A 19,195-nucleotide genomic window follows, 5' to 3' on the forward strand; every position below is an offset into this window, starting at 1 on the left:
ATTTAGACGAATCCTCTGGTTCCAACTTTAGGGTCCATGGTGGGACAACGCACTTGCCCCACCTATTTTAGCGTGTTTTTAAAGTGTTGGTCGGCTTTGAAGCTGAAAATAAGGTAGAGTATTACCATGATTGGGAAAAAGAAGACTATTATTGCTCTGAAGAGTGCAAATGGTGTTTCAAATAGAAAAGCTCCCCAAAAGTCCATTCCAGCCTTTTCCCATAAACCTGGAGTATAATAAAGTTCCTTTGGATTTAAAAGAGCGGAAGCGTAAAGATAATCTTGGAAGATTAGTACCATAAAAATAGGTAAATAACAGATAGCAAAAGTCATGTACATTTTTGACAGTCTTTTATATCGGAAAGCCCTGGAGTCAGGATCTGAGAAAATATCCTCGTCCGCACTTTCACTCACCTTTTTAAAATATTGTGTGCCAGAACTCTTTGTTCCCGCAATATGCTTCCATCCGCAATCCTCGAAAAGAGTTATATAGTCGATAAAATCCGCTTTGGATCTAAACTTTCGGTAGTCAATTTTTATATTTACATTTTCGGGTTCTGCAGTGCGAAATTGATAAGCAAATGACTTTTCAACAAATTCATAGCCTTTTGTCGCCATCTCACATAACCAAGTTTCTTCTTTTTCAAAGTTCAAGAAAAACTTTAACTTTCTCATCTTTTCACCTCATTTTTCAATATTAAAAGCCTCTTCGGTTATTCGAATCATATGCTTCATTCTTTCTAAATCAAGGTGCAACATTTCTTTTCCTGTTTCTGTAATGACATAAACCTTCCTTCTGCTGTCCTCACTTGGTACAGGCCCGATAAACCCCAGCTTTAGCAAATTATCGATAGCCCCGTATAGAGTGCCCGCTGCCATTCTTACCTGCCCATTGCTAAGTTCTTCAACTTTTTGAAGGATTAAGTACCCATGTGCCGGCTCCAATAACGCCAAAAGGATGTAATAAACTGTCTCTGTTAGTGGAATATTTTTATCTCGTTTCATAAGATTCGCCTCAATTCAGGTAAACTATATAGTTTGACTATATAGTTTGATTATATATAGTCATACTGTATATGTCAATAATGCTTTTAAAAATGTGCGGATGTCTTATAAAACAAAAAAAGGGTGATACCTCTTTTGAAGTATCACACTTGTTTTTTATAATCTTATCTCATATATGGAGCATCATTAAGCGTATTTTTTGGGACACGGAACCTAATCCCTGCGTCCCTCGGAAACCGAAGCCACGTCTCCTACAAGTTATACATTTGTATCTGTATTGATATTTTCTTGTTGTTTCCCTTTTCTGCTAAGTTTCATTACAGATTTTATGATCGGTACAATTACGATTAAAATAACTAAAATGCTTAGTACTAATGAAATCGGCCTTTCAAAGAATGTGAACCAATTTCCACTCGTAATTTCCATGCTTCGGCGGAAGTTTTGCTCTAATAATGGACCGAGCACCAAAGCCATAACGGCAGGTGCAAGAGGGAAATCAAAGCGCTGCATTGCATAGCCTACAAGTCCAAATCCAAATAATAGAAAGAGATCAAATTGATTATAATTAATTCCGTATACTCCAAGAACCGCAAACGCGACCACTCCAACAAAGAGAGGAACTGTTGGCATCTTTAATAACTTTGCGAACACACCTACTAAAGGAAGATTTAAGATTAATAGCATAACGTTTCCAATATACATACTCGCAATAATCGCCCATAAAAGAGTTGGGTTCGATTCGAACATTCCCGGTCCCGGTTGTAAGCCGTACATCATAAAAATAAACATTAAGAGTGCAGTTGTCGCAGACCCTGGGATACCTAAGGTGAATAACGGCACTAAGGCCCCACCTACTCCAGCGTTATTTGCAGCTTCAGGACCTGACACTCCTTCGATCGCACCCTTTCCAAATTCTTCAGGCTTCTTAGAGAGCTTCTTTTCCATTCCATATGATAAAAAGCTAGCTAAGGATGGTCCAATACCTGGTAGTACTCCAACAAAAAAACCTAATACAGATCCCCTACCAAACGGACCGATTGATCGTTTCCAATCCTCTCTAGTCATCCAGTTTGATCCTTTAAAATTTTGAACCTCTAATTTAGAACCCTTTCCTTTACGTGCCATATTTTCAAGCGCTTCCGGAATTGCAAATAAGGCAATGGCAACTAAGACAAAATCAATTCCATCAAGTAAGTTAGGAATTCCAAACGAAAATCTAGGAACATTTGTCTGCAAATCTATTCCAACCATAGCAATTGATAGTCCAAACAGAGTCGATATATATGCTTTTAAAGCGGAGCCTGTTGTTAAACTCGATACCATGGTCATCGCTAATACAATCATTAAAAAGTATTCAGCTGAACCGAAATGATAGGCCAACTTAGCCAAAATCGGTGCTAGTAGCATAAGACCGAGTGTCGCTAGTGTACCTGCTATAAATGAGCCTATGGCCGCGGCTGAAAGGGCACGACCTGCTTTTCCCTGTCGAGCCATTTCATACCCATCTAACGTCGTAACTACTGAAGCGACCTCTCCTGGTGTTTTTACAAGAATAGCTGTCGTTGACCCACCATACATGGACCCATAATAAATCCCAATTAACATTATAAGACCACTCATTGGCTCCATTCCATAGGACATAGGGATAAGGAGGGCAATAGCTGTTATCGGACCAATACCTGGGAGAATTCCTGTTAACGTGCCTATTAGAACACCTAAAAATGCAAAAGCAAGAGTTTCCCAAGACAATACTGCACCAAAACCACTTAAAATATTAGAAAACACATCCACTTTTTAACCCCCCCTTATCCTAATGGACCTACCGGTAAATATACAGAAAGCACTCGGTCAAATAAGAAATAGACGGTAACCGGGAAGGCTACAGCAAATATCACATTTCGAATCCAATGCTTTCTGTCCAAATACAACGTGACACATAGAATAAAAAGGGCAGTTGAAAGTAAATAGCCTAATGGAACGAATAATACAATATAACCGAGAAGGAAAAGAGAAATAAGGAAAACCTTTCTTTTATCCTGCTGCTCCTCTTTCTCTTGAGATACTTCCTTTGTTTCTTGCTTACTATTTGTTTGACGAGTTTCTAGCCAACCATTAATCATCAATAGAACTGACGTTATTATTAATAGAACACCAATGGTACCCGGAAAAACGGATGGTCCTATAACCACTGAATTTGAGGCTGGTTCTGGTAACCGGAAGGCCATAAATGTATATATTAAGGCGAACGCAAGGATTACCAATCCTGATATGATATTCTTATTCATCTGACCACCCCTTCCTTTCATTATTTTGAGTGTTTCATAGATTACTTCTTAAGCTGTCCTGTTTTTTCTAAGCCTACTCTTACTGCTTCGTTTGTTTCATCAAGGTATGTTTTAAATTCGTCACCCTTCATAAAGGTGATTTCCCATTGATTCTTTTCTGCTAATTCCTTCCAAGTTTCAGTCTGTAACGCCTTCTCTAGAACATCTTCCCAATATTTAACTGCCTCTTCTGGCATGTCTGGTGGCCCCATAATTCCGCGCCAGTTACCAAACGCAACATCAACTCCTTGTTCAATTGCAGTAGGTACATCTTGCATGACACCGCCTAATCTTTCCTCACTTAAGACACCTAGAGCACGAAATTCACCTGCTTGGATTTGAGATGAAAATTCACTAATTCCTGATACAGCAGCGACAAGGTCACCGTTTAATAATGCATTTGTAATTTCTCCTCCGCCTTCATAGGAGATATAGTTAATATTTGATGCATCCCCACCAACTGCATCTACTAATAGAGCAAACGGAAGTTGATCGTCCCCAGAAGCACCAATCGCAATTTTAGGATCAGCCTTTACGTCATTTAATAGTTCTGTAAGATTTTGATACTTTGAATCTTTTGGTACAACCACTGTATAATATTCTGTCATAAGTCTTGCAATCATCGTAACATCTTCATAAGAGTTCTCTGCAAGACCCCGAAGGTGATTGGATAAAAGGGCAGTAGAAGTTACACTAATTTTGTCACTTTTACCTTTGCTTGCTGATACAAGCTGAGATAATGAAACAGCACCGATGGCACCTGCTTCATTCGCAACCGGTACTGGGAAGTCCACTAACTCTTCTTTTGTGAAAGTCTCAACCAATGCACGTGCAGTTAAATCCCAGCCACTCCCTGGAGAAGCAGGTGCAACGATCGTTACTGGTTTTCCATCGGAATAAACATCTTCCCCTTTATTTGATTCAGATGAAGATGACCCACCATTCGAACTTGAACTACATCCAGCTAATACAAGTAGCAGGGATAAACAAACTATAAATAATGAAAACCATTTATTTTTTAAAGATTTCAATGAAAGTTCCTCCTCTTTTTTCGCATTTTATATTTTTATAAAATTTTATCTACTGATTTTTTGTTGTACTTTCGGTGCCGAATGAACTTGATAAGATGGCCCTGCCCGGTGAATTGAGCTTTCAAGCTGATGTGCAACTATTTTTTCAACATCCTTTGTAACACCAAGTAGTTGTGTTAAATCAACTCCACTTTTGATGTTCATTAAATCAAGCATGTGAACAAGGTCCTCTGTCGGGAGATTTCCAGTCGCACCTGGAGCATATGGACAGCCACCAAGCCCCCCAATGGATGAGTCAAAAGAAAATACTCCTGCATTGATTCCAGCCAAGACATTGGCTAGTGCCATCCCTCGTGTATTATGAAGATGAAGACTAAATTCTACATCTGAAAACTGACTAACCAACTTTTTCATCATCGTATACACAAGCTTAGGATCAGCAACTCCGATTGTATCGGCGACACTTATCTTTCGAATCCCCATAGAATAATAGCCTTCGACTGTATAGAGCACCTTTTCATACGGAACTTTGCCTTCAAAGGGACAACCTAACGCAGTTGCCATTGCCCCTTGTACGGTTACATTATGTTCATGTGCAATTTTGACGACTTTTTCAAGTTCCTTAAGACTTTCATCTACACTTTTGTTCGCATTTGCTAGACTATGAGATTCTGTGACGGAGTGCATTAATTCCCATTCATCAGCCTGCATCATGGCTGCTCGTTCTGCACCTCTTTCATTAGGTACGAGGACACTATAAGAAACACCTGACTGACGCTCGATGTTCTTCATCACTGTTTCGGCATCAGCCATTTGTGGAACTGCTTTGGGATGTACGACTGAAGTAACCTGGATTGAATGTACACCTGTTTTAGAAAGTGCATTGATTAACTTAACTTTTTCTTCGGGTGTAAGGATAGCTTCCATCTGCAGGCCGTCACGTGGGCCTACTTCTTTTACTTTGATGGAACGATCGAAATCCCAAATCATATGATCCCTCCTGTATCATTGCTGGATACTTAACAGACATGCAAGTGTGATCTACTTTATATCACACCTTTTTTCTCCATCTCCTGAATCATCTCATCTGTTAAACCTATTTCCTTGAGCACCTCCATATTGTGCTCACCGATTTTCGGTCCAAGCCACTTCACTTGTCCTGGTGTCTTGCTAAGCTTAGGGACTATACCTGGTACCTTCATCTTCCCGATATCCTCATGTTCCATTTCTAATATCATATCTCTAGCTTGATAATGTGGGTCATTGACAATGTCTTCAGCATTATAAAATGTTCCCGCTGGTATCCCATGTTGATTTAAAATATCCAGACAGTTATCCAGCATATTCTGTGAAACCCAATCCTCAATCATCCGTTCAATCATGTCTTGATGTCGAACTCTATCGTCATTACTAAGAAATCTTTCATCGCCTAACAAATCCTCTCTTCCCATTGCTTTTAATAGCCTTTGAAAGATCTTGTCCCCATTTGCGCCAAGCATGATATACTTTTCATCTTTTGTCTTATATACATTGGACGGGACTATACCAGGTAAAGTTGAACCGGTCCTTTCCCGAATAACACCTTTTTTGTCATACTCAGGAATTAGACTTTCCATTAAACTAAAAATGGCCTCGTATAAAGCCACATCAACTTCTTGCCCACCGCCTTTTTTTACATCACGGTTATAAAGAGCAATTAAAATTCCAATTACAGAGTAAAGTGAGGCCACAGAATCTCCAATGCTCACTCCTACTCTTACAGGTGGGCGATCGGGATAACCGGTTAGATACCTTAATCCTCCCATTGCCTCCCCAACAGACCCAAAGCCTGGACGATCGCTGTATGGCCCGGTTTGTCCATAACCTGAAATATGACTAACAATAAGATTAGGGTTTACTTCTTGAAGCACTTCGGAAGTTAGACCCCATTTCGCAATGGTGCCTGGTCGGAAATTTTCTACAAACACATCACATTCCTTCAAAAGTCGTTTAATGACTTCTAGTCCTTCCTCTGTTCGGATATCTACGGTAATACACTTTTTATTTCGCGATTGAACATACCACCATAACGATGTTCCATTATGTAGTTCACGCCATTTTCGTATTGGGTCTCCACTCTCCGGTAATTCTACTTTTATTACCTCTGCACCAAACTCAGCTAAAATTCTCGTTGAAAACGGACCCGCTATCAATGTTCCCATTTCTAATACCTTCACGCCTGCTAATGGTAGACTTGTAGATTCAGTTCCCAAGTAAATTCCTCCCCTGTTAGACACTCACATTCTACCGTTTGTTCTTAAGCTACACTTAAGATTATGAAGTTTGTATGTTTATCTCCTCCTGAATTAGCACAAGCATAACTATTATTTGTTACTAGTAGCTAAAGACCTTTCGTACCAACCTTGTAGAGGTTATTTTTTCCTCGGGTAAGGCGTTTAAACTTTAAAGTGATAAAGTATAGGAGTATACCTTTACTAAATGAAGAAAGCTTAACAAATAAGTACATTTTTTACCGTTTGGACTTTTTTTACTAGTCTGATAAATTTATATACATTGCATTTTAACAATTCTAATTATTATTTTCAATCTAAATTTTTGGATACGTTTATTTTATTAGAAAAGAAAAAATCACCTTCCTATATAATTGTAAGAAAACGTTAGTCTAACGGAAACTGATGGTTTACTAAAAATTGGCATAAAAAATAGAGAGCTCAAAGCTCCCTAACATATCACGCACCTATTTATAGAATGTGTTCTATATGCAGTGTGGCGAGATCATTCGTAGAACGCATAGTAGAATGCTTCTGATGTGACTAAGCGAAAATGACCGACTTTCTTTATTGAAGATTGAATTGGAATTTTAATGTTCATTCAAAAAGCCTTTAACAATCTCATTAAACTTTTCACCGTGCTCCCAAAACATCAAGTGGCCACCTAGAATTCTCACTTGAGATTCTGGTGTTAATTGTTCTGTATACTTTACGGCAATATCCGCCCAGTGCTCTGCAACAATCGTTAAGGTAGGAACGGCTTTACTAGCTTGTTTGGCTTCCTCTCGATAATCTGAAAACATACCTGAAGCAAATAAATTTCCAGCGATGTAATATGGCGTTTTTAAAGATTGCTCCACTAACCAGGTTAGCTCTTCTTTCTCAAGTTCTCTCTGCACCATTACTTGGGTGATATAACTTGATATGAACTCCCTATGTCCTGTTGGATTTCGTAAGTAACCATTATAGATTGCTGCAATATCATCTAGCTTGCCTTCAACCCAATCTTCATCATTTACCGATAAAGATTTAGGCGGCATATCCACAAGTATTATAGATTTAATGTTTTCTGATCCATTTTGCTTCAAATATTCCCAAACTGTAAAACAACCAAACGACCAGCCTACCAGAGTTGCATTTTTCACATCTAATGCTTGCAGAACGGATGCCAAATCAGATCCGTGTGTGACATAATCATTTCCATGAGGAGTAATAGTTGATCTTCCGTGGCTCCTTGGATCAATTACAATTACTCGGTTGGTTTTTGAAAAATACTCAATTTGCTTAATAAAAACCTCTGTCGTGAAAGTAAAACCTGGAATGAAAACAATAGGTTCCCCTTCTCCTACATCTTGTACAAACAATTCTACCCCTGAATCGACTTCAATATATTTCTCCTCATTAATACTCATCTTAACTCCTCCAATATTAAGCTTTTAAACACTATATTCATCTTTTCAGACCTAAATTCCTTTTATATCGCTAATCATAAAATGCCAATAGAAAAGCCTCCGAATATTTTCGAAGACTTAACTGGTGCTTTTTTTTACAGCTTATTTTACTAGTACTGCCGTTTTGGAGTACTGTTTTCCTGGATGATGAGCAGGCAACTGGCTTCCTTGACCAAATAGACTATCTCTTAGTGTGTCACCTTCATATTCTTTTCGTACTAGACCTCTTTCTTGTAATACCGGTACAACAAGCTCTATAAAATCTTTAAATGTTCCAGGTGTAATCGCGTAAGCAATGTTAAATCCATCTACTCCGGTTTCTTCCACCCAGCTTTCTAAATCATTTGCTACTTGTTCTGGGCTTCCAACAGTAACAGGACCTAGGCCGCCAATTCCGGTATATTTTTTAATCTCATCAATCGTCCATTTTTTATCTGAATCAATTTTTGTAAAGTTTTCAACGGTCGATTGAATCGCATCGTTTTTAACATACTTAAGATTTTCATCTGGACCATACTCTGAAAAATCGATTCCAGTCCAGCCACCCAAAAGTGCTAATGCCCCTTCATAGCTTACGTGTTTTTGATATTCATTGTATTTTTCTTGTGCTTCTTCTTCCGTTCGACCAACGATTGGAGTAATACAAGCAAGTATTTTAATTTCCTCGGGTGCTCTGCCAGCCTTTTTTGCCTCTTCACGCAATTTCTTTACAGAATGCTTAGCTGCATTTTTAGTAGGTGCACCAATAAAGATTAATTCTGCGTGTTTACCAGCAAAAGCGCGCCCCTTACTAGAAGTTCCGGCTTGGTAAAGTACTGGCGTTCTTTGTGGAGACGGCTCACAAAGGTGAGCACCCGGAACCTTATAATATTTACCTTCATGATTGATGTCGTGAACCTTACTTGGATCTGCGAAAATTCGATTCTGTTTGTCTAGTAAAACGGCATCATCCTCCCAACTTCCTTCCCATAATTTATAGCAAACTTCTAAGTATTCATTGGCAATGTCATAGCGCTCATCGTGTTTAATTTGATCCTCTAAACCCATATTAACAGCGGCACTTTTTAAATATGAAGTTACAATATTCCAGCCTACACGCCCTTTTGTAATATGATCGAGCGTCGACATCCTGCGAGCAAATGTATATGGATGCTCATGGGTAACAGATGCAGTAACTCCAAATCCTAAATGCTTCGTCACCGCTGACATTAACGGGACAACAAGGGATGGGTCATTAACAGGTGTTTGTGTACCTTGACGGATTGCAGCATCTCTTGAACCTTGATACACATCGTATGGACCTAGTACATCTGCTAGAAATATAGCATCGAATCTACCCTTTTCTAAAAGCTTCGCGAGTTCAATCCAATACTCACTGTCTTTATAACGGTGGGATTGATCCTCTGGATGTGTCCATAGGCCTGGGGATTGATGTCCCACACAATTCATATCAAACGCATTTAAATAAATTCTTTTCTTAGTCATTTTAATTAGCTCCTCTTCCGTTAATTTTTTAAGGCAAAATCTTTTTTCTTATTTACTGTTTCGATAAAGTAATAAAGCTCTTTTTTCAATCTAGCTAACACATTTTCGTCTGTTATTGGGTTGACTACTTGTGTCTTATCGATTTGGCAATCTTGGAAGTACACTCCTTGTTGGCTCTGCCCCTTTAATGCAGCCAATAATGGTTTGAGGCTGAATTCAATCGCAAGTAAGTGGGCGGGGCTTCCACCAGTCATAATTGGTAAAACGGTTTTCTGCGCCAACACATCCTGGGGAAGCAAATCTAGTACTGCCTTCAAAATCCCGGTGTAAGCTGCCTTGTATACGGGCGATCCTACAATCACTCCGTCAGCCCCTTGAAGAAGTAAAGTCAGTTCCTTAAGTGCAGGACTATCAAACCTCAGATTAAAAACGTCCTCAAATGGAATATCTCTAACGGATACATGTGTGACCGAGAAACCCTCTTGTTTCAGTTTTTTTCCAACATACTGAAGGACTAAATCCGTTCTAGAACTCTCGGACGGACTTCCTGATAAAATTACGATTTCACTCATTTTAATCATCCCTTTCGTTTGTGTCTTCCTTGTTCATCTAAATGAGTTTAATGGGGGAATATCCGCAAAGAATCCCCTCTTCCTCCAAGACAAAAATTGAATAAAAAAAGGCATCTTTATCTAAAACGTCTTTTATGGACGCTTTGAAAATAAAGATGCCTTTAGTCGTCTAATCGGCAAGTTATTTACTTATTTGTGGTTTGGGTTGATGTAGATTTTTGCAAGGAAAACCGCTTCTTCTCTGTTGCATCGATTTGGGTAATTTCCCCATTGTGAACCGTGATCACAATAGAACCAAAATCCAATTTCTCCAAGGTCGATAAAATATGCTTCACCTTTGTTTCATCAAGCTGCGCCATACAACTCCCCCTTGTTCAAGATGTATATGATTCATTGCCATTGGTTGACCAGTATGGCAATCAGTTCTTTGGCCCAAAAATAAAAACCCTCTTCTAATTAAGAAGAGGGCATACGTGAATAGTTTCATACACTCTTCCTATCTTTCAAGCTTTACGCTTGCTGGAATTGGCACAGTACAATTGTCTGTTGCCGAGGCTTCGATGGGCCAGTCCCTCCACCTCTCTGGATAAGAAAAAATTGTAATTTAGTTGTTGATATATAAATTACACGGAATTTTTGTTTCTGTCAATCGATTTCCGCGAAAATTTTTAAAAGCTAGAAATTTTAGTCATTTCGTCATAGTGGTTATAGTGACTTTAATGATTTGGTGGTTAACATACCTTCAAAATAATCTTTATGCTAGGACTTTTGTATATACTTGGAAAAAGTCGAGTCTTAATAGCCCTTTTTGATATGACAGTTGGATAAAACTGGTATTACCCATAGTATAAATGCTGCTTATAGTATTACTAATGGATTTTTTTGGAAAAACCCATAGCATAAACGCTCTTTTTCTTATGGCCTTTGGGTGAAACTGGAAAAACTCATAGCATAAACGCTGCTTATAGCGTTACTTTTGGAAATCACAGGAAAAACCTACGTGATAAAATTGGTGAAAACCCCAAAAAAAGACCACGAATCATTTTATAAGTCGTGGCCTCCGTTTATGCTATTTTATAAATCTCGAAGCAATCGTGCGAGCTCATCTTTTTCTTCAGTGGACAATATTCTTTCAGTCTCTACGAATCGGACAAAGTTTAAAGTATTCAGGACACATATCTCAATATGGGACAGAGGTTCACTGTCCCAGTTTTTCTATCATTATTGACGACCTTTTTGTAAATAAATGGTGGGACGCGGGACCTGTCCTTGTGTCCCTACTGGAGCGCGGAATTTGTGTCCCTCAATGATTTCTCATAATTCTCTCATTCTTTTTTAATTTTTGTACTGTAGATTACTAGGTATTAACGTTTTATAGGAGGATTTTGAGATGAAAATTGTTATTGTGCCTTCGGGCTTTAAGGAATGTTTAGATGCAGAGGAAGTTGCTTTGGCAATGGAACGAGGTGTGAGGCGTTTTGATACGTCTATTGAACCTGTAGTAATCCCGATGGTTGATGGCGGAGAAGGATTTGTAAAGACCATTATTAGCATTAAAGGTGGCGATTTAATTTATAAAAAGGTAACTGGACCAGTCGGGAAGAAAGTCAGCAGTTATTTTGGCTTTTATGTAGAGAATGGCAGACGGATCGCTGTAATTGAAATGGCTGCCGTAGCTGGGTTGAAGCTTGTGCCCCGTAATCAACGAAACCCGTTACGAACCACAACCTATGGAGTTGGAGAATTAATAATGGCCGCTCTTGATTTCGGTGTCGACCATATCTTGATTGGCTGTGGAGATTCAGGTACTTCAGATGGCGGTGCAGGGATGGCCCAGGCGTTAGGGGTTCAGTTTTTTAATAAGGAGCAACAACTCGTCCAAATTAAGGGTGGCGAGGATTTACTGAAAGTGAGTTCACTCAGAACGACAAATATAGATAGACGATTAAAGAACGTCTCTATCGATGTAGCTTGCAACTGGAAGAACGTATTATGTGGAGAAAAAGGAGTGGCACGAGTATTTGGTCCTCAAAAAGGTGCAACCTCAGAACAGGTTGAGGTCTTATCATCAGCGCTAGAAAATTATGCTGCTGTCATTCAAGAGACAACTGGATTGAATGTTCGCTCACTACCAGGTAGCGGTGCATCCGGAGGTTTAGGTGCAGGATTACTCGCATTTACAAACGCAACTTTACATCCTCGATTTGATATCATTATGGATTTCATTAATATTGAGAAAGAAATTTCAACCGCAGATATCGTTTTTACCGCTGAGGGAAGTTTAGATTTTCAAACTCCTCATGGAAAAATTCCAGCGGAAGTAGCTCGGATCGCGAAAAAGAACGATATTCCTGTAATTGCTATTACTGGAACAATCGGAAAAGGGGCGAAGCTTAACTATGAAGCAGGTATAGACGCCTATAGCAGTATTATTAAAAGGCCTGTTTCCTTGGAGCTGGCCATGAAAAAAGCACCAAAATGGATAGAGGAAAGCACGGAGTCCGCATTGCGAAAAATTGCAATTGGTTGGGGAATGGCAAACAAAAACCTGTTAAGGAAAGTGTCTATTTAATATGATTACGGGATTGGAGAAACAAATTGAAAAGCGTCAGCCATTAAAATCTGGCGTCCACTCCGTTTCAAAGCCGCTTGTTCTCGTTGTTTTACATGTTCTCTTCCTGGCAGGTATTGCTTTTATCGATGGATTGGATTATCGCTCAAAGATTGCTTTATTTGCCTTTTTATCTGCTATGACATTATGGGTTACAACAAAAATCCCAGCTGGATTTGTTGCCATATCACTGATTGTTTTTACCATTATCTTGAATGCCGGAGAACCGAGTTTGTTATACGAATCACTATCAGAGAAAGTCGTATGGTTGATGATTGGCTCTTTTATTATTGGAGAAGCAGTCAAAGAATCTGGCTTAGCAGATCGAGTCACCCTGATGCTGCTGAATAAATCGAAGGATAAAGGAAAAGTGCTTGCTGGGGTGAGTTCCATTTTATTCGCATCCGCATTTTTCATACCGTCTACTTCCGGTCGGGCAGCATTATCTATGCCAATTATAAATCAACTAAATCACGAATATACGAAAAAAGAACAAAGTGTGTTGGCTTTGTTAGCACCCATCATTATCTTAATGAGCACGTCCGCCACCATTATAGGAGCTGGATCTCATTTAATCGGAATTGGTTTACTTGAAACTACCGTACATCAATCCATTTCTTTTATCCAATGGTTCATATGGGGGCTTCCTTTTGCTTTGGTAATGACAATCCTTTCGTTTTTTACTGTGAAATTGCTCCTATGGCCTAGGGATGAATTAAGAGTGTTGAAGAACACTCAATCGATTGAACCATCTATATTGAAAAAACAGATGAATAGAACGGAAAAAAAGACCTTGATCTTGATGATTGTCTTAATAATTGGTTGGATGACAGAAAGTTTACATGGCTATGATATTGCGTTTATTACGATGGTAGGTGCCATCTTAGTGATGACGCCCAATTATGGAATCATTAACTGGAAACAAGGAATGAAGTCAGTTTCGTGGAATTTGATTTTATTTGTTGCAGCAGCTGCTGCCCTAGGAAAAATGTTGGTTGAAACAGGTGTCGTAAAATGGCTGGAAAAAGAAATGCTGAGCTTTCTGCATTTGTTTACAGTAGCTCCGGAGTGGTTAATTGTTTTGGTCATTTTAGCCGTAACAGTTACAAGTCATTTATATATTACTTCACATACCACACGTGCCATCGTGTTTATTCCGGGCTTATTGTTATTTAGTGAAACAATCGGAGTTAACCCTTCGACGGTTGTGTTTTTAAGTTTAATAGGGATTAATTACTGTGTCACATTTCCCGTCAGCTCAAAAGCGTTGCTTCTCTTTTATGAAGAAGAAGGAAATTCGTATGACGCAAGGAACCTATTAAAAATCAGTGCAATATTAATGCCAGTCTACATCCTCGTCATGATGATATTCTACTTCACCTACTGGCAATGGACGGGACTACAATTATAGTTCGTACAGAATTTTAATGTCCTTTTTTAAAATTCGAAGAGAGCCTGTTTGTAAAAAAATGGTGGGACGCGGGACCTGTCCCTGTGACCCACTAATTGATCCATTGTTGGACGATTTCGTCGAATACGGGTTGATTGACGAGAATACGGTTCATCCAGTAGTTGTCATTTTCGGAAGTGATTGAGCGAGGAGCAAGAATTGATGCTGTCTCGTAACCTGATTGTTTGATAGCATCCACAAGATCTGCTCTCGCATTTCCAAATGGATAGGCAAAATCTTTTACCTCCACATTCAATTGTTCTTCAAGTGTGTTTTTACTAAGTTTGAGGTCTTTTTGAAAATCTTGATAATGGCCTTCAAGGAAAAACACTGGGATATCCCCTGAAAAATAATGCATGTCATAAGTGTGGGAGCCAATTGTTGCCAGCCCACTATTTATCATGATTTGGAGTTGCTCCCATGATGCCATCTCCAAATTGGAGTAATCCTTTCCAACTTGGCCAGCAATGATAAATAAAGTAAATGGAATTTTATTTTCCTTTAAAATAGGAAAGGCATTCTCATAAACAGATACGTCAATATCATCGAAAGAAATCCAGATACATTTTTCAGGAAAAGTTCTTGTTTTCTTTACCTCCCTTAGTTCATCCAGAGTAACAAAGGTTGCTCCATGTTCTTTTAATTGTTTCATTTGATTTTCAAACTGCTTGGTGTAGACACTGTATTTCGTTAATTCCTCAGACTGGGTGACTAAGCCAAAAACTCTATAAAATAAGCTCTCATTGCGAACACGATGATACGTCAACCCTAAGCAACCATCCTTGTCGAGTTCCTCTGGAAACGTCATTGCAGGTTCGTAAAATTCTTTTGTATAAATAAAATAAACGATTCCTCCAGTGAGAGCGAGAAAAACAATTATAATAAATAGGTTCTTACTCATTTCATCACCTAATAAGATCCCGGATTGGATTTTTCTTCAATGTAATGTCCTTTGCATTTTGCAAGGAATCATAGTCTTCTTTACTAATTAAGCCAAGTGCTAAAACCTCTTCTTCAGTCGTTGGTTGCGGATACTTTCTTCTTACCAAATGACTAAACCTTTTTGTGTTGTAGTACTTCCAAAACCATAATCCTAAGTAACATGCGATAAAAATAGCAAATACTGTATAGAGAAATTCTCTTATTTCAATATTTGTTGTTTTAAATAACATCTTCACAACATTTAAATATTCATTATTATTGTTAAAAAGTGCGCTGATAAAAAAGAAGATGACAAATATGCAAAATATCCATATTAGAAGTGAGAAAAAACCTATAATCACTTCGTGAACCCAATTGCGTTTTGTTCTGATAATTAATTCACTCTGTTTCCTCTGTCTGGGCTTGTCCATGTCGCATAACCACCTTTGATTCGTGACTTAATTGCTTTCGGGAACGCAAACACCACAATAACTGCATTTAGTACCCAATAAATGACCGGATACCATGCTGCCCACAGATAGTACTTCAAAATTTGGTCATATGGAGAATCCACTTTAATTGAAATCCACAATTGAATTAAGCTTAAGAAGATCAGCGAAAATGAAGAAAAGGTAATCCAAATAAATAGCTCTTGGATACTAGTTGCGGTAATGAAATAATAAAGTGTCACAAAAATCCAAGAGTACGACCATACTAGGCTTACCCATTGCTCGATATAAATGGGCCAAATTCTTCGGTGCTTCCAGTTCAGCAATATTCTCCAATGTCTTAGAATTACTTCTTGTCCACCTTGTGCCCATCGAATTCGCTGTTTCCATATCCCTTTAATCGTTTCAGGTACAAGCATCCAGCACAGAGCGCGTGGTTCGTATCGGATATCCCAAAACTTCTCCTGAAGCTTCCAAGATACTGAAATATCTTCGGTAATCATATCGCGGTCCCAAAGGCCAACGTTTACTAGAGCTTTTTTTCGAAAAGCTACTACCACTCCTGACACTGTCATAATTTTACCCAATGTACGCTGGGTTCTTTTTATCGCACCTATAATCGACGCATATTCCACAATTTGCAGGCGGCTCAGTAATGTATCACGATTGCGTATCCTTGGGTTACCGGTTACTGCACCTAATCTCTCACCACGATTAAAAAATTGGTGAATCAAATAATAAGGAGCATCAGGGTCCAAAATGGCATCTGAATCAATACAAATTAAATATTCTGCTTTAGAAGCATGTAAGGCAATATGTAAGGCATTGGCTTTCCCCCTATTTTCCTTACAATCAATGACTCGAAGTTCTTGATATTGAGGGGCTAATGTATGAAGAATTTCAGCTGTACGATCAGTACTGCCATCATTCACAACAATGATTTCTTTATGCGGATAATTCACTTTTACAATATGTTTAACTGTTTCCTCAATCGTATCCTCTTCGTTATAACACGGGATTAAAATACTAACAAAGGGCCATTCAACCTCGTCAAAATCGACCTTATTCCTTCTTTCTCTGTACCTAAAAAAGAGGCTCGCACCCGCTATCCAAAATAAAGACATTACCAAAGGGTACCAAAAAATAAATTGTGAAAGATACGCTACCAAACTCTCCATATCATCAACCCTGTTTCGTAAAATAAACATAAGTAACAGTAGTCTATGTAATTCCGTATAGATTTATAATGGGAAGGTCAACTGTCCCAGGTTTTTATCCTCCAAATAAAAAAGTGGGAGGCGATAACCGCGTCCCACAAATTCATATTCTAAATTCCATCTCTTCATCTGCAATATAGAAGCCTTTTGCTTCTATTTCTTTCCTTAATGCTCCGTCACTGTGCAATACTGGATTTGAATGGTTAAGATGTGTAAAATAAATTTCCGTTTCTCCTACTAAATCCTGAAGCAACTCCATTGTCTCTGTCATTAGAGGATGGGGAACCTGTCGATAATCACGCCCGATATTCGCTAAATCCTGTGGGGAATGAAATGTGCCATCAAGAAAACATATGTCCGCCTCTTTCACTGCCTCTCGAATATCAATATCCCATTCTTCCCATCGATCAATATCCGGAATAAATAAAACCTTTTTATTCGGTCCTTTGATCCAAAAAGCAAACGTCTCAGAAAACTCATTACGATGCGGAACGGTTACCGGAGTCACTGTTACTTCTGAAGAAACATTCACAGGTTGTCTATCCTTCATTTCTTGAACAACAATGTTCTCAAGCGCCGTTAGCTGGCTCCAAGGAGCATCTTTTTCCAGTAACCTTTTCATTTTTGTCCCTGCCATTACGGGTAATTGTCGGGAATTAATCGCTTCTTTCCCTAAAAACATCAAACCTGGATAATGGCCTATGTGAGCATGCGTTAGAAAAATACTGCTCATCAATTTCGATTCCAATCCATATCTCATTTGTAATCGCGCCATTTGTTCCCGCAAATCAGGAGTAGCCTCAATTAAATGCCATTTATTCTCTTCTGGTAAAATGATCGCTAATGATGCAGCATTTCTTTTATACTTTGAATCCTCCATTGCCCTTTTACAATTTTCACAAAAACAATTCGCTTGTGGTAAACCACCGTCTTGCGCAGTTCCAACCACACTTAAAATAACTTCACTCACTATACAACTTCCCTTTCTACTTGTGCCAGTTCTTTTTCTTGGCTGTAATCCTTTTTAGCAATCGTCCATCCAGTGAAACCAAACAACAGATTTACTAATGGAACAAGGTAGATAAAGAAAGCATACGGGATAAACTCCCATGCACTGACACCTAAAATGCTCGTTGCAAACACGGCTGGAACACTCCATGGGATGAGGTTAATTCCTACAGTCCCCATTGACTCGACTGTTCTAGAGAGGTTTTTCGTATCAATATTCATATCTTTATACTTTTGAACGAATGTTCTTGCTGGTAAGATGATTGCCAAAAACTGAGCCCCACTTGATAATGCTACAACAAAGGTTGATAAAAGAGTTGAACCAATGAGTGCTCCAGTCGTTTTTACCTTTTTCATCATTTTACCTGTTAGCATTTCAAATGTTCCCGTTTCTTCTAGAATACCACCAAGAGCGGTAGCAATCATAAGCATTCCAACGGTTCCAAGCATCGAAGCAAGTCCACCTCGATTTAACAGTGAATCAATTTCACCTATTCCCGTTTCAATCTTAAATCCACTTGTCATAAATTGAACAATTGAACTTACCGAGATTCCTTGCACTACAACAGCTATAACTGCCCCTAACAAGCCGACACCCATTAATGCTGGTAATGCAGGAGTACGCTTTAGCATTAAAAATATCGTTAATATCGGTAGCAATAATAACAATGGGTGAATGACGAACGCTTCGTCTAAGCCAGACATGATGGCTTCAATCGTCCCATTACCAATACTTGTGTTATTAGCAATCTCAAAACTGCCAAACACCCAAAATAACAGAAGGGATACTACAAATGCAGGAATCGTATCCCAAAGCATATGTTTAATATGACTAAATAAATCCGTATCTACTAGAGCTGCAGCAATATTGGTCGTATCTGATAAAGGTGAAAGTTTATCCCCTAAATAGGCACCTGAAAGGACAGCCCCTGCAACGAGTGCCGATGAGAATCCCAATCCTTCTCCAATCGCCATGAAAGCTAGTCCTACAGTTGCGATCGAAGTAAAGGATGTTCCTAGAGTAATCGAAACAATACCTGTTATTAGCGCAACGAACGGAACAAACCAGGACGGATCTAAAATCGAAACACCATAATATATCATTGTTGGAATAACACCACTCGCAATCCAAGACCCAATAATCGTCCCAATCACCATTAATATAAACACGGCCGGTAAAGCTCTTGTTACTCCATTTACCAACATTTGTTGAACGTCATTCCAACTCCATCCGCAGCTAATTGCAACGATGGATGCCAAAATCACCCCTATCATTAATGGAAAATTCATTCCTGCATTCCAGATAAAAATAGAGCAAGCTGCAGCAATGATTAAACCTAATAATGGAATGATTGCTTTCCAAATTGTAAGATTTGTTTTCACCGTTTCCCCCACCAGTCCA

The 19,195-nt window shown here is 38.8% G+C and carries 18 protein-coding genes and 1 riboswitch; of the genes, 2 read left to right on the forward strand and 16 right to left on the reverse strand.

Translation table 11 applies throughout. The annotated features are described in order from the left end of the window. Positions 1-62 precede the first annotated feature (62 nt). The 11 genes from CKJ95_RS15665 to CKJ95_RS15715 all read right to left on the reverse strand — a co-directional run bounded on the left by CKJ95_RS15665 (position 63) and on the right by CKJ95_RS15715 (position 10,496). Positions 63-674 (reverse strand): DUF2812 domain-containing protein, encoded by a 612-nt coding sequence (locus CKJ95_RS15665; protein WP_099354388.1) that lies wholly within the window; start codon positions 672-674, stop codon positions 63-65. Positions 675-683: 9 nt separating this feature from the next. Beyond that, positions 684-1,004, reverse strand: coding sequence for a PadR family transcriptional regulator (locus CKJ95_RS15670; protein ID WP_099354389.1), 321 nt, complete (start codon positions 1,002-1,004; stop codon positions 684-686). 258 nt (positions 1,005-1,262) lie between these two features. Continuing rightward, entirely contained in the window at positions 1,263-2,795 is a 1,533-nt protein-coding gene (locus tag CKJ95_RS15675) for a tripartite tricarboxylate transporter permease (protein WP_099354390.1), read from the reverse strand. A gap of 14 nt (positions 2,796-2,809) precedes the next feature. Further along, positions 2,810-3,289, reverse strand: a complete 480-nt coding sequence (locus CKJ95_RS15680; RefSeq protein WP_180271544.1) for a tripartite tricarboxylate transporter TctB family protein — start codon at positions 3,287-3,289, stop codon at positions 2,810-2,812. Positions 3,290-3,330: 41 nt separating this feature from the next. Further along, the gene (locus CKJ95_RS15685; RefSeq protein ID WP_099354392.1) at positions 3,331-4,359 is read right to left on the reverse strand and encodes a tripartite tricarboxylate transporter substrate binding protein; all 1,029 of its coding nucleotides are present in this window, start codon (positions 4,357-4,359) and stop codon (positions 3,331-3,333) included. 45 nt (positions 4,360-4,404) lie between these two features. After that, positions 4,405-5,349 (reverse strand): hydroxymethylglutaryl-CoA lyase, encoded by a 945-nt coding sequence (locus CKJ95_RS15690; protein WP_099354393.1) that lies wholly within the window; start codon positions 5,347-5,349, stop codon positions 4,405-4,407. Between the two features lie 56 nt (positions 5,350-5,405). Beyond that, on the reverse strand, positions 5,406-6,611 hold the full coding sequence (locus CKJ95_RS15695) for a CaiB/BaiF CoA transferase family protein (protein WP_257215815.1): 1,206 nt from the start codon (positions 6,609-6,611) through the stop codon (positions 5,406-5,408). Positions 6,612-7,219: 608 nt separating this feature from the next. Continuing rightward, complete coding sequence (locus CKJ95_RS15700) at positions 7,220-8,041, reverse strand: alpha/beta fold hydrolase (protein ID WP_099354394.1); 822 nt, start codon at positions 8,039-8,041, stop codon at positions 7,220-7,222. Between the two features lie 141 nt (positions 8,042-8,182). Beyond that, entirely contained in the window at positions 8,183-9,565 is a 1,383-nt protein-coding gene (locus CKJ95_RS15705) for an LLM class flavin-dependent oxidoreductase (RefSeq protein WP_099354395.1), read from the reverse strand. A 20-nt stretch (positions 9,566-9,585) separates the two neighbouring features. Then, positions 9,586-10,137 (reverse strand): NADPH-dependent FMN reductase, encoded by a 552-nt coding sequence (ssuE, locus tag CKJ95_RS15710; protein WP_099354396.1) that lies wholly within the window; start codon positions 10,135-10,137, stop codon positions 9,586-9,588. Between the two features lie 185 nt (positions 10,138-10,322). Beyond that, positions 10,323-10,496, reverse strand: coding sequence for a YezD family protein (locus CKJ95_RS15715; protein WP_099354397.1), 174 nt, complete (start codon positions 10,494-10,496; stop codon positions 10,323-10,325). A gap of 134 nt (positions 10,497-10,630) precedes the next feature. After that, positions 10,631-10,730, reverse strand: a riboswitch (SAM riboswitch). 797 nt (positions 10,731-11,527) lie between these two features. On the opposite strand from CKJ95_RS15715, the gene CKJ95_RS15720 reads away from it, so the two are divergent. Together CKJ95_RS15720 and CKJ95_RS15725 are read left to right on the forward strand one after the other, a co-directional pair. Continuing rightward, complete coding sequence (locus tag CKJ95_RS15720) at positions 11,528-12,709, forward strand: glycerate kinase family protein (RefSeq protein ID WP_099354398.1); 1,182 nt, start codon at positions 11,528-11,530, stop codon at positions 12,707-12,709. Position 12,710: 1 nt separating this feature from the next. Next, entirely contained in the window at positions 12,711-14,159 is a 1,449-nt protein-coding gene (locus CKJ95_RS15725) for an SLC13 family permease (protein WP_099354399.1), read from the forward strand. A gap of 91 nt (positions 14,160-14,250) precedes the next feature. Here CKJ95_RS15725 and CKJ95_RS15730 read toward each other — a convergent pair whose 3' ends face one another. From CKJ95_RS15730 to nhaC, 5 genes are all read right to left on the reverse strand, one after another. Continuing rightward, a complete protein-coding gene (locus tag CKJ95_RS15730; RefSeq protein ID WP_099354400.1) occupies positions 14,251-15,099 on the reverse strand; it encodes a polysaccharide deacetylase family protein in 849 nt (282 codons plus the stop codon). A 4-nt stretch (positions 15,100-15,103) separates the two neighbouring features. Continuing rightward, positions 15,104-15,550, reverse strand: a complete 447-nt coding sequence (locus CKJ95_RS15735; RefSeq protein WP_099354401.1) for a poly-beta-1,6-N-acetyl-D-glucosamine biosynthesis protein PgaD — start codon at positions 15,548-15,550, stop codon at positions 15,104-15,106. Next, positions 15,514-16,746: a poly-beta-1,6-N-acetyl-D-glucosamine synthase gene (gene pgaC, locus CKJ95_RS15740; RefSeq protein ID WP_099354402.1), complete on the reverse strand. Its 1,233-nt coding sequence runs from the start codon at positions 16,744-16,746 to the stop codon at positions 15,514-15,516. The genes CKJ95_RS15735 and pgaC overlap by 37 nt, the downstream gene beginning before the upstream one ends. Before the next feature lie 142 nt (positions 16,747-16,888). Beyond that, positions 16,889-17,755, reverse strand: a complete 867-nt coding sequence (locus CKJ95_RS15745) for an MBL fold metallo-hydrolase (protein WP_099354403.1) — start codon at positions 17,753-17,755, stop codon at positions 16,889-16,891. Next, positions 17,755-19,176 (reverse strand): Na+/H+ antiporter NhaC, encoded by a 1,422-nt coding sequence (gene nhaC, locus CKJ95_RS15750; protein WP_099354404.1) that lies wholly within the window; start codon positions 19,174-19,176, stop codon positions 17,755-17,757. The genes CKJ95_RS15745 and nhaC overlap by 1 nt, the downstream gene beginning before the upstream one ends. Positions 19,177-19,195: the final 19 nt, after the last annotated feature.

The organism is Fredinandcohnia onubensis (genome assembly GCF_002734285.1).
Taxonomy (GTDB): Bacteria; Bacillota; Bacilli; order Bacillales; family Bacillaceae_L; genus Ferdinandcohnia; species Ferdinandcohnia onubensis_A.

Excerpts from the sequence above, each read along its gene's own strand:
- CKJ95_RS15670 (WP_099354389.1), bottom strand. The coding sequence starts at position 1,004 with ATGAAACGAGATAAAAATATTCCACTAACAGAGACAGTTTATTACATC.
- CKJ95_RS15705 (WP_099354395.1), bottom strand. The coding sequence starts at position 9,565 with ATGACTAAGAAAAGAATTTATTTAAATGCGTTTGATATGAATTGTGTG.
- CKJ95_RS15700 (WP_099354394.1), bottom strand. The coding sequence starts at position 8,041 with ATGAGTATTAATGAGGAGAAATATATTGAAGTCGATTCAGGGGTAGAA.
- CKJ95_RS15735 (WP_099354401.1), bottom strand. The coding sequence starts at position 15,550 with ATGGACAAGCCCAGACAGAGGAAACAGAGTGAATTAATTATCAGAACA.
- CKJ95_RS15715 (WP_099354397.1), bottom strand. The coding sequence starts at position 10,496 with ATGGCGCAGCTTGATGAAACAAAGGTGAAGCATATTTTATCGACCTTG.
- pgaC (WP_099354402.1), bottom strand. The coding sequence starts at position 16,746 with ATGGAGAGTTTGGTAGCGTATCTTTCACAATTTATTTTTTGGTACCCT.
- CKJ95_RS15720 (WP_099354398.1), top strand. The coding sequence starts at position 11,528 with ATGAAAATTGTTATTGTGCCTTCGGGCTTTAAGGAATGTTTAGATGCA.
- ssuE (WP_099354396.1), bottom strand. The coding sequence starts at position 10,137 with ATGAGTGAAATCGTAATTTTATCAGGAAGTCCGTCCGAGAGTTCTAGA.
- CKJ95_RS15680 (WP_180271544.1), bottom strand. The coding sequence starts at position 3,289 with ATGAATAAGAATATCATATCAGGATTGGTAATCCTTGCGTTCGCCTTA.
- CKJ95_RS15730 (WP_099354400.1), bottom strand. The coding sequence starts at position 15,099 with ATGAGTAAGAACCTATTTATTATAATTGTTTTTCTCGCTCTCACTGGA.
- CKJ95_RS15665 (WP_099354388.1), bottom strand. The coding sequence starts at position 674 with ATGAGAAAGTTAAAGTTTTTCTTGAACTTTGAAAAAGAAGAAACTTGG.
- CKJ95_RS15690 (WP_099354393.1), bottom strand. The coding sequence starts at position 5,349 with ATGATTTGGGATTTCGATCGTTCCATCAAAGTAAAAGAAGTAGGCCCA.
- CKJ95_RS15725 (WP_099354399.1), top strand. The coding sequence starts at position 12,711 with ATGATTACGGGATTGGAGAAACAAATTGAAAAGCGTCAGCCATTAAAA.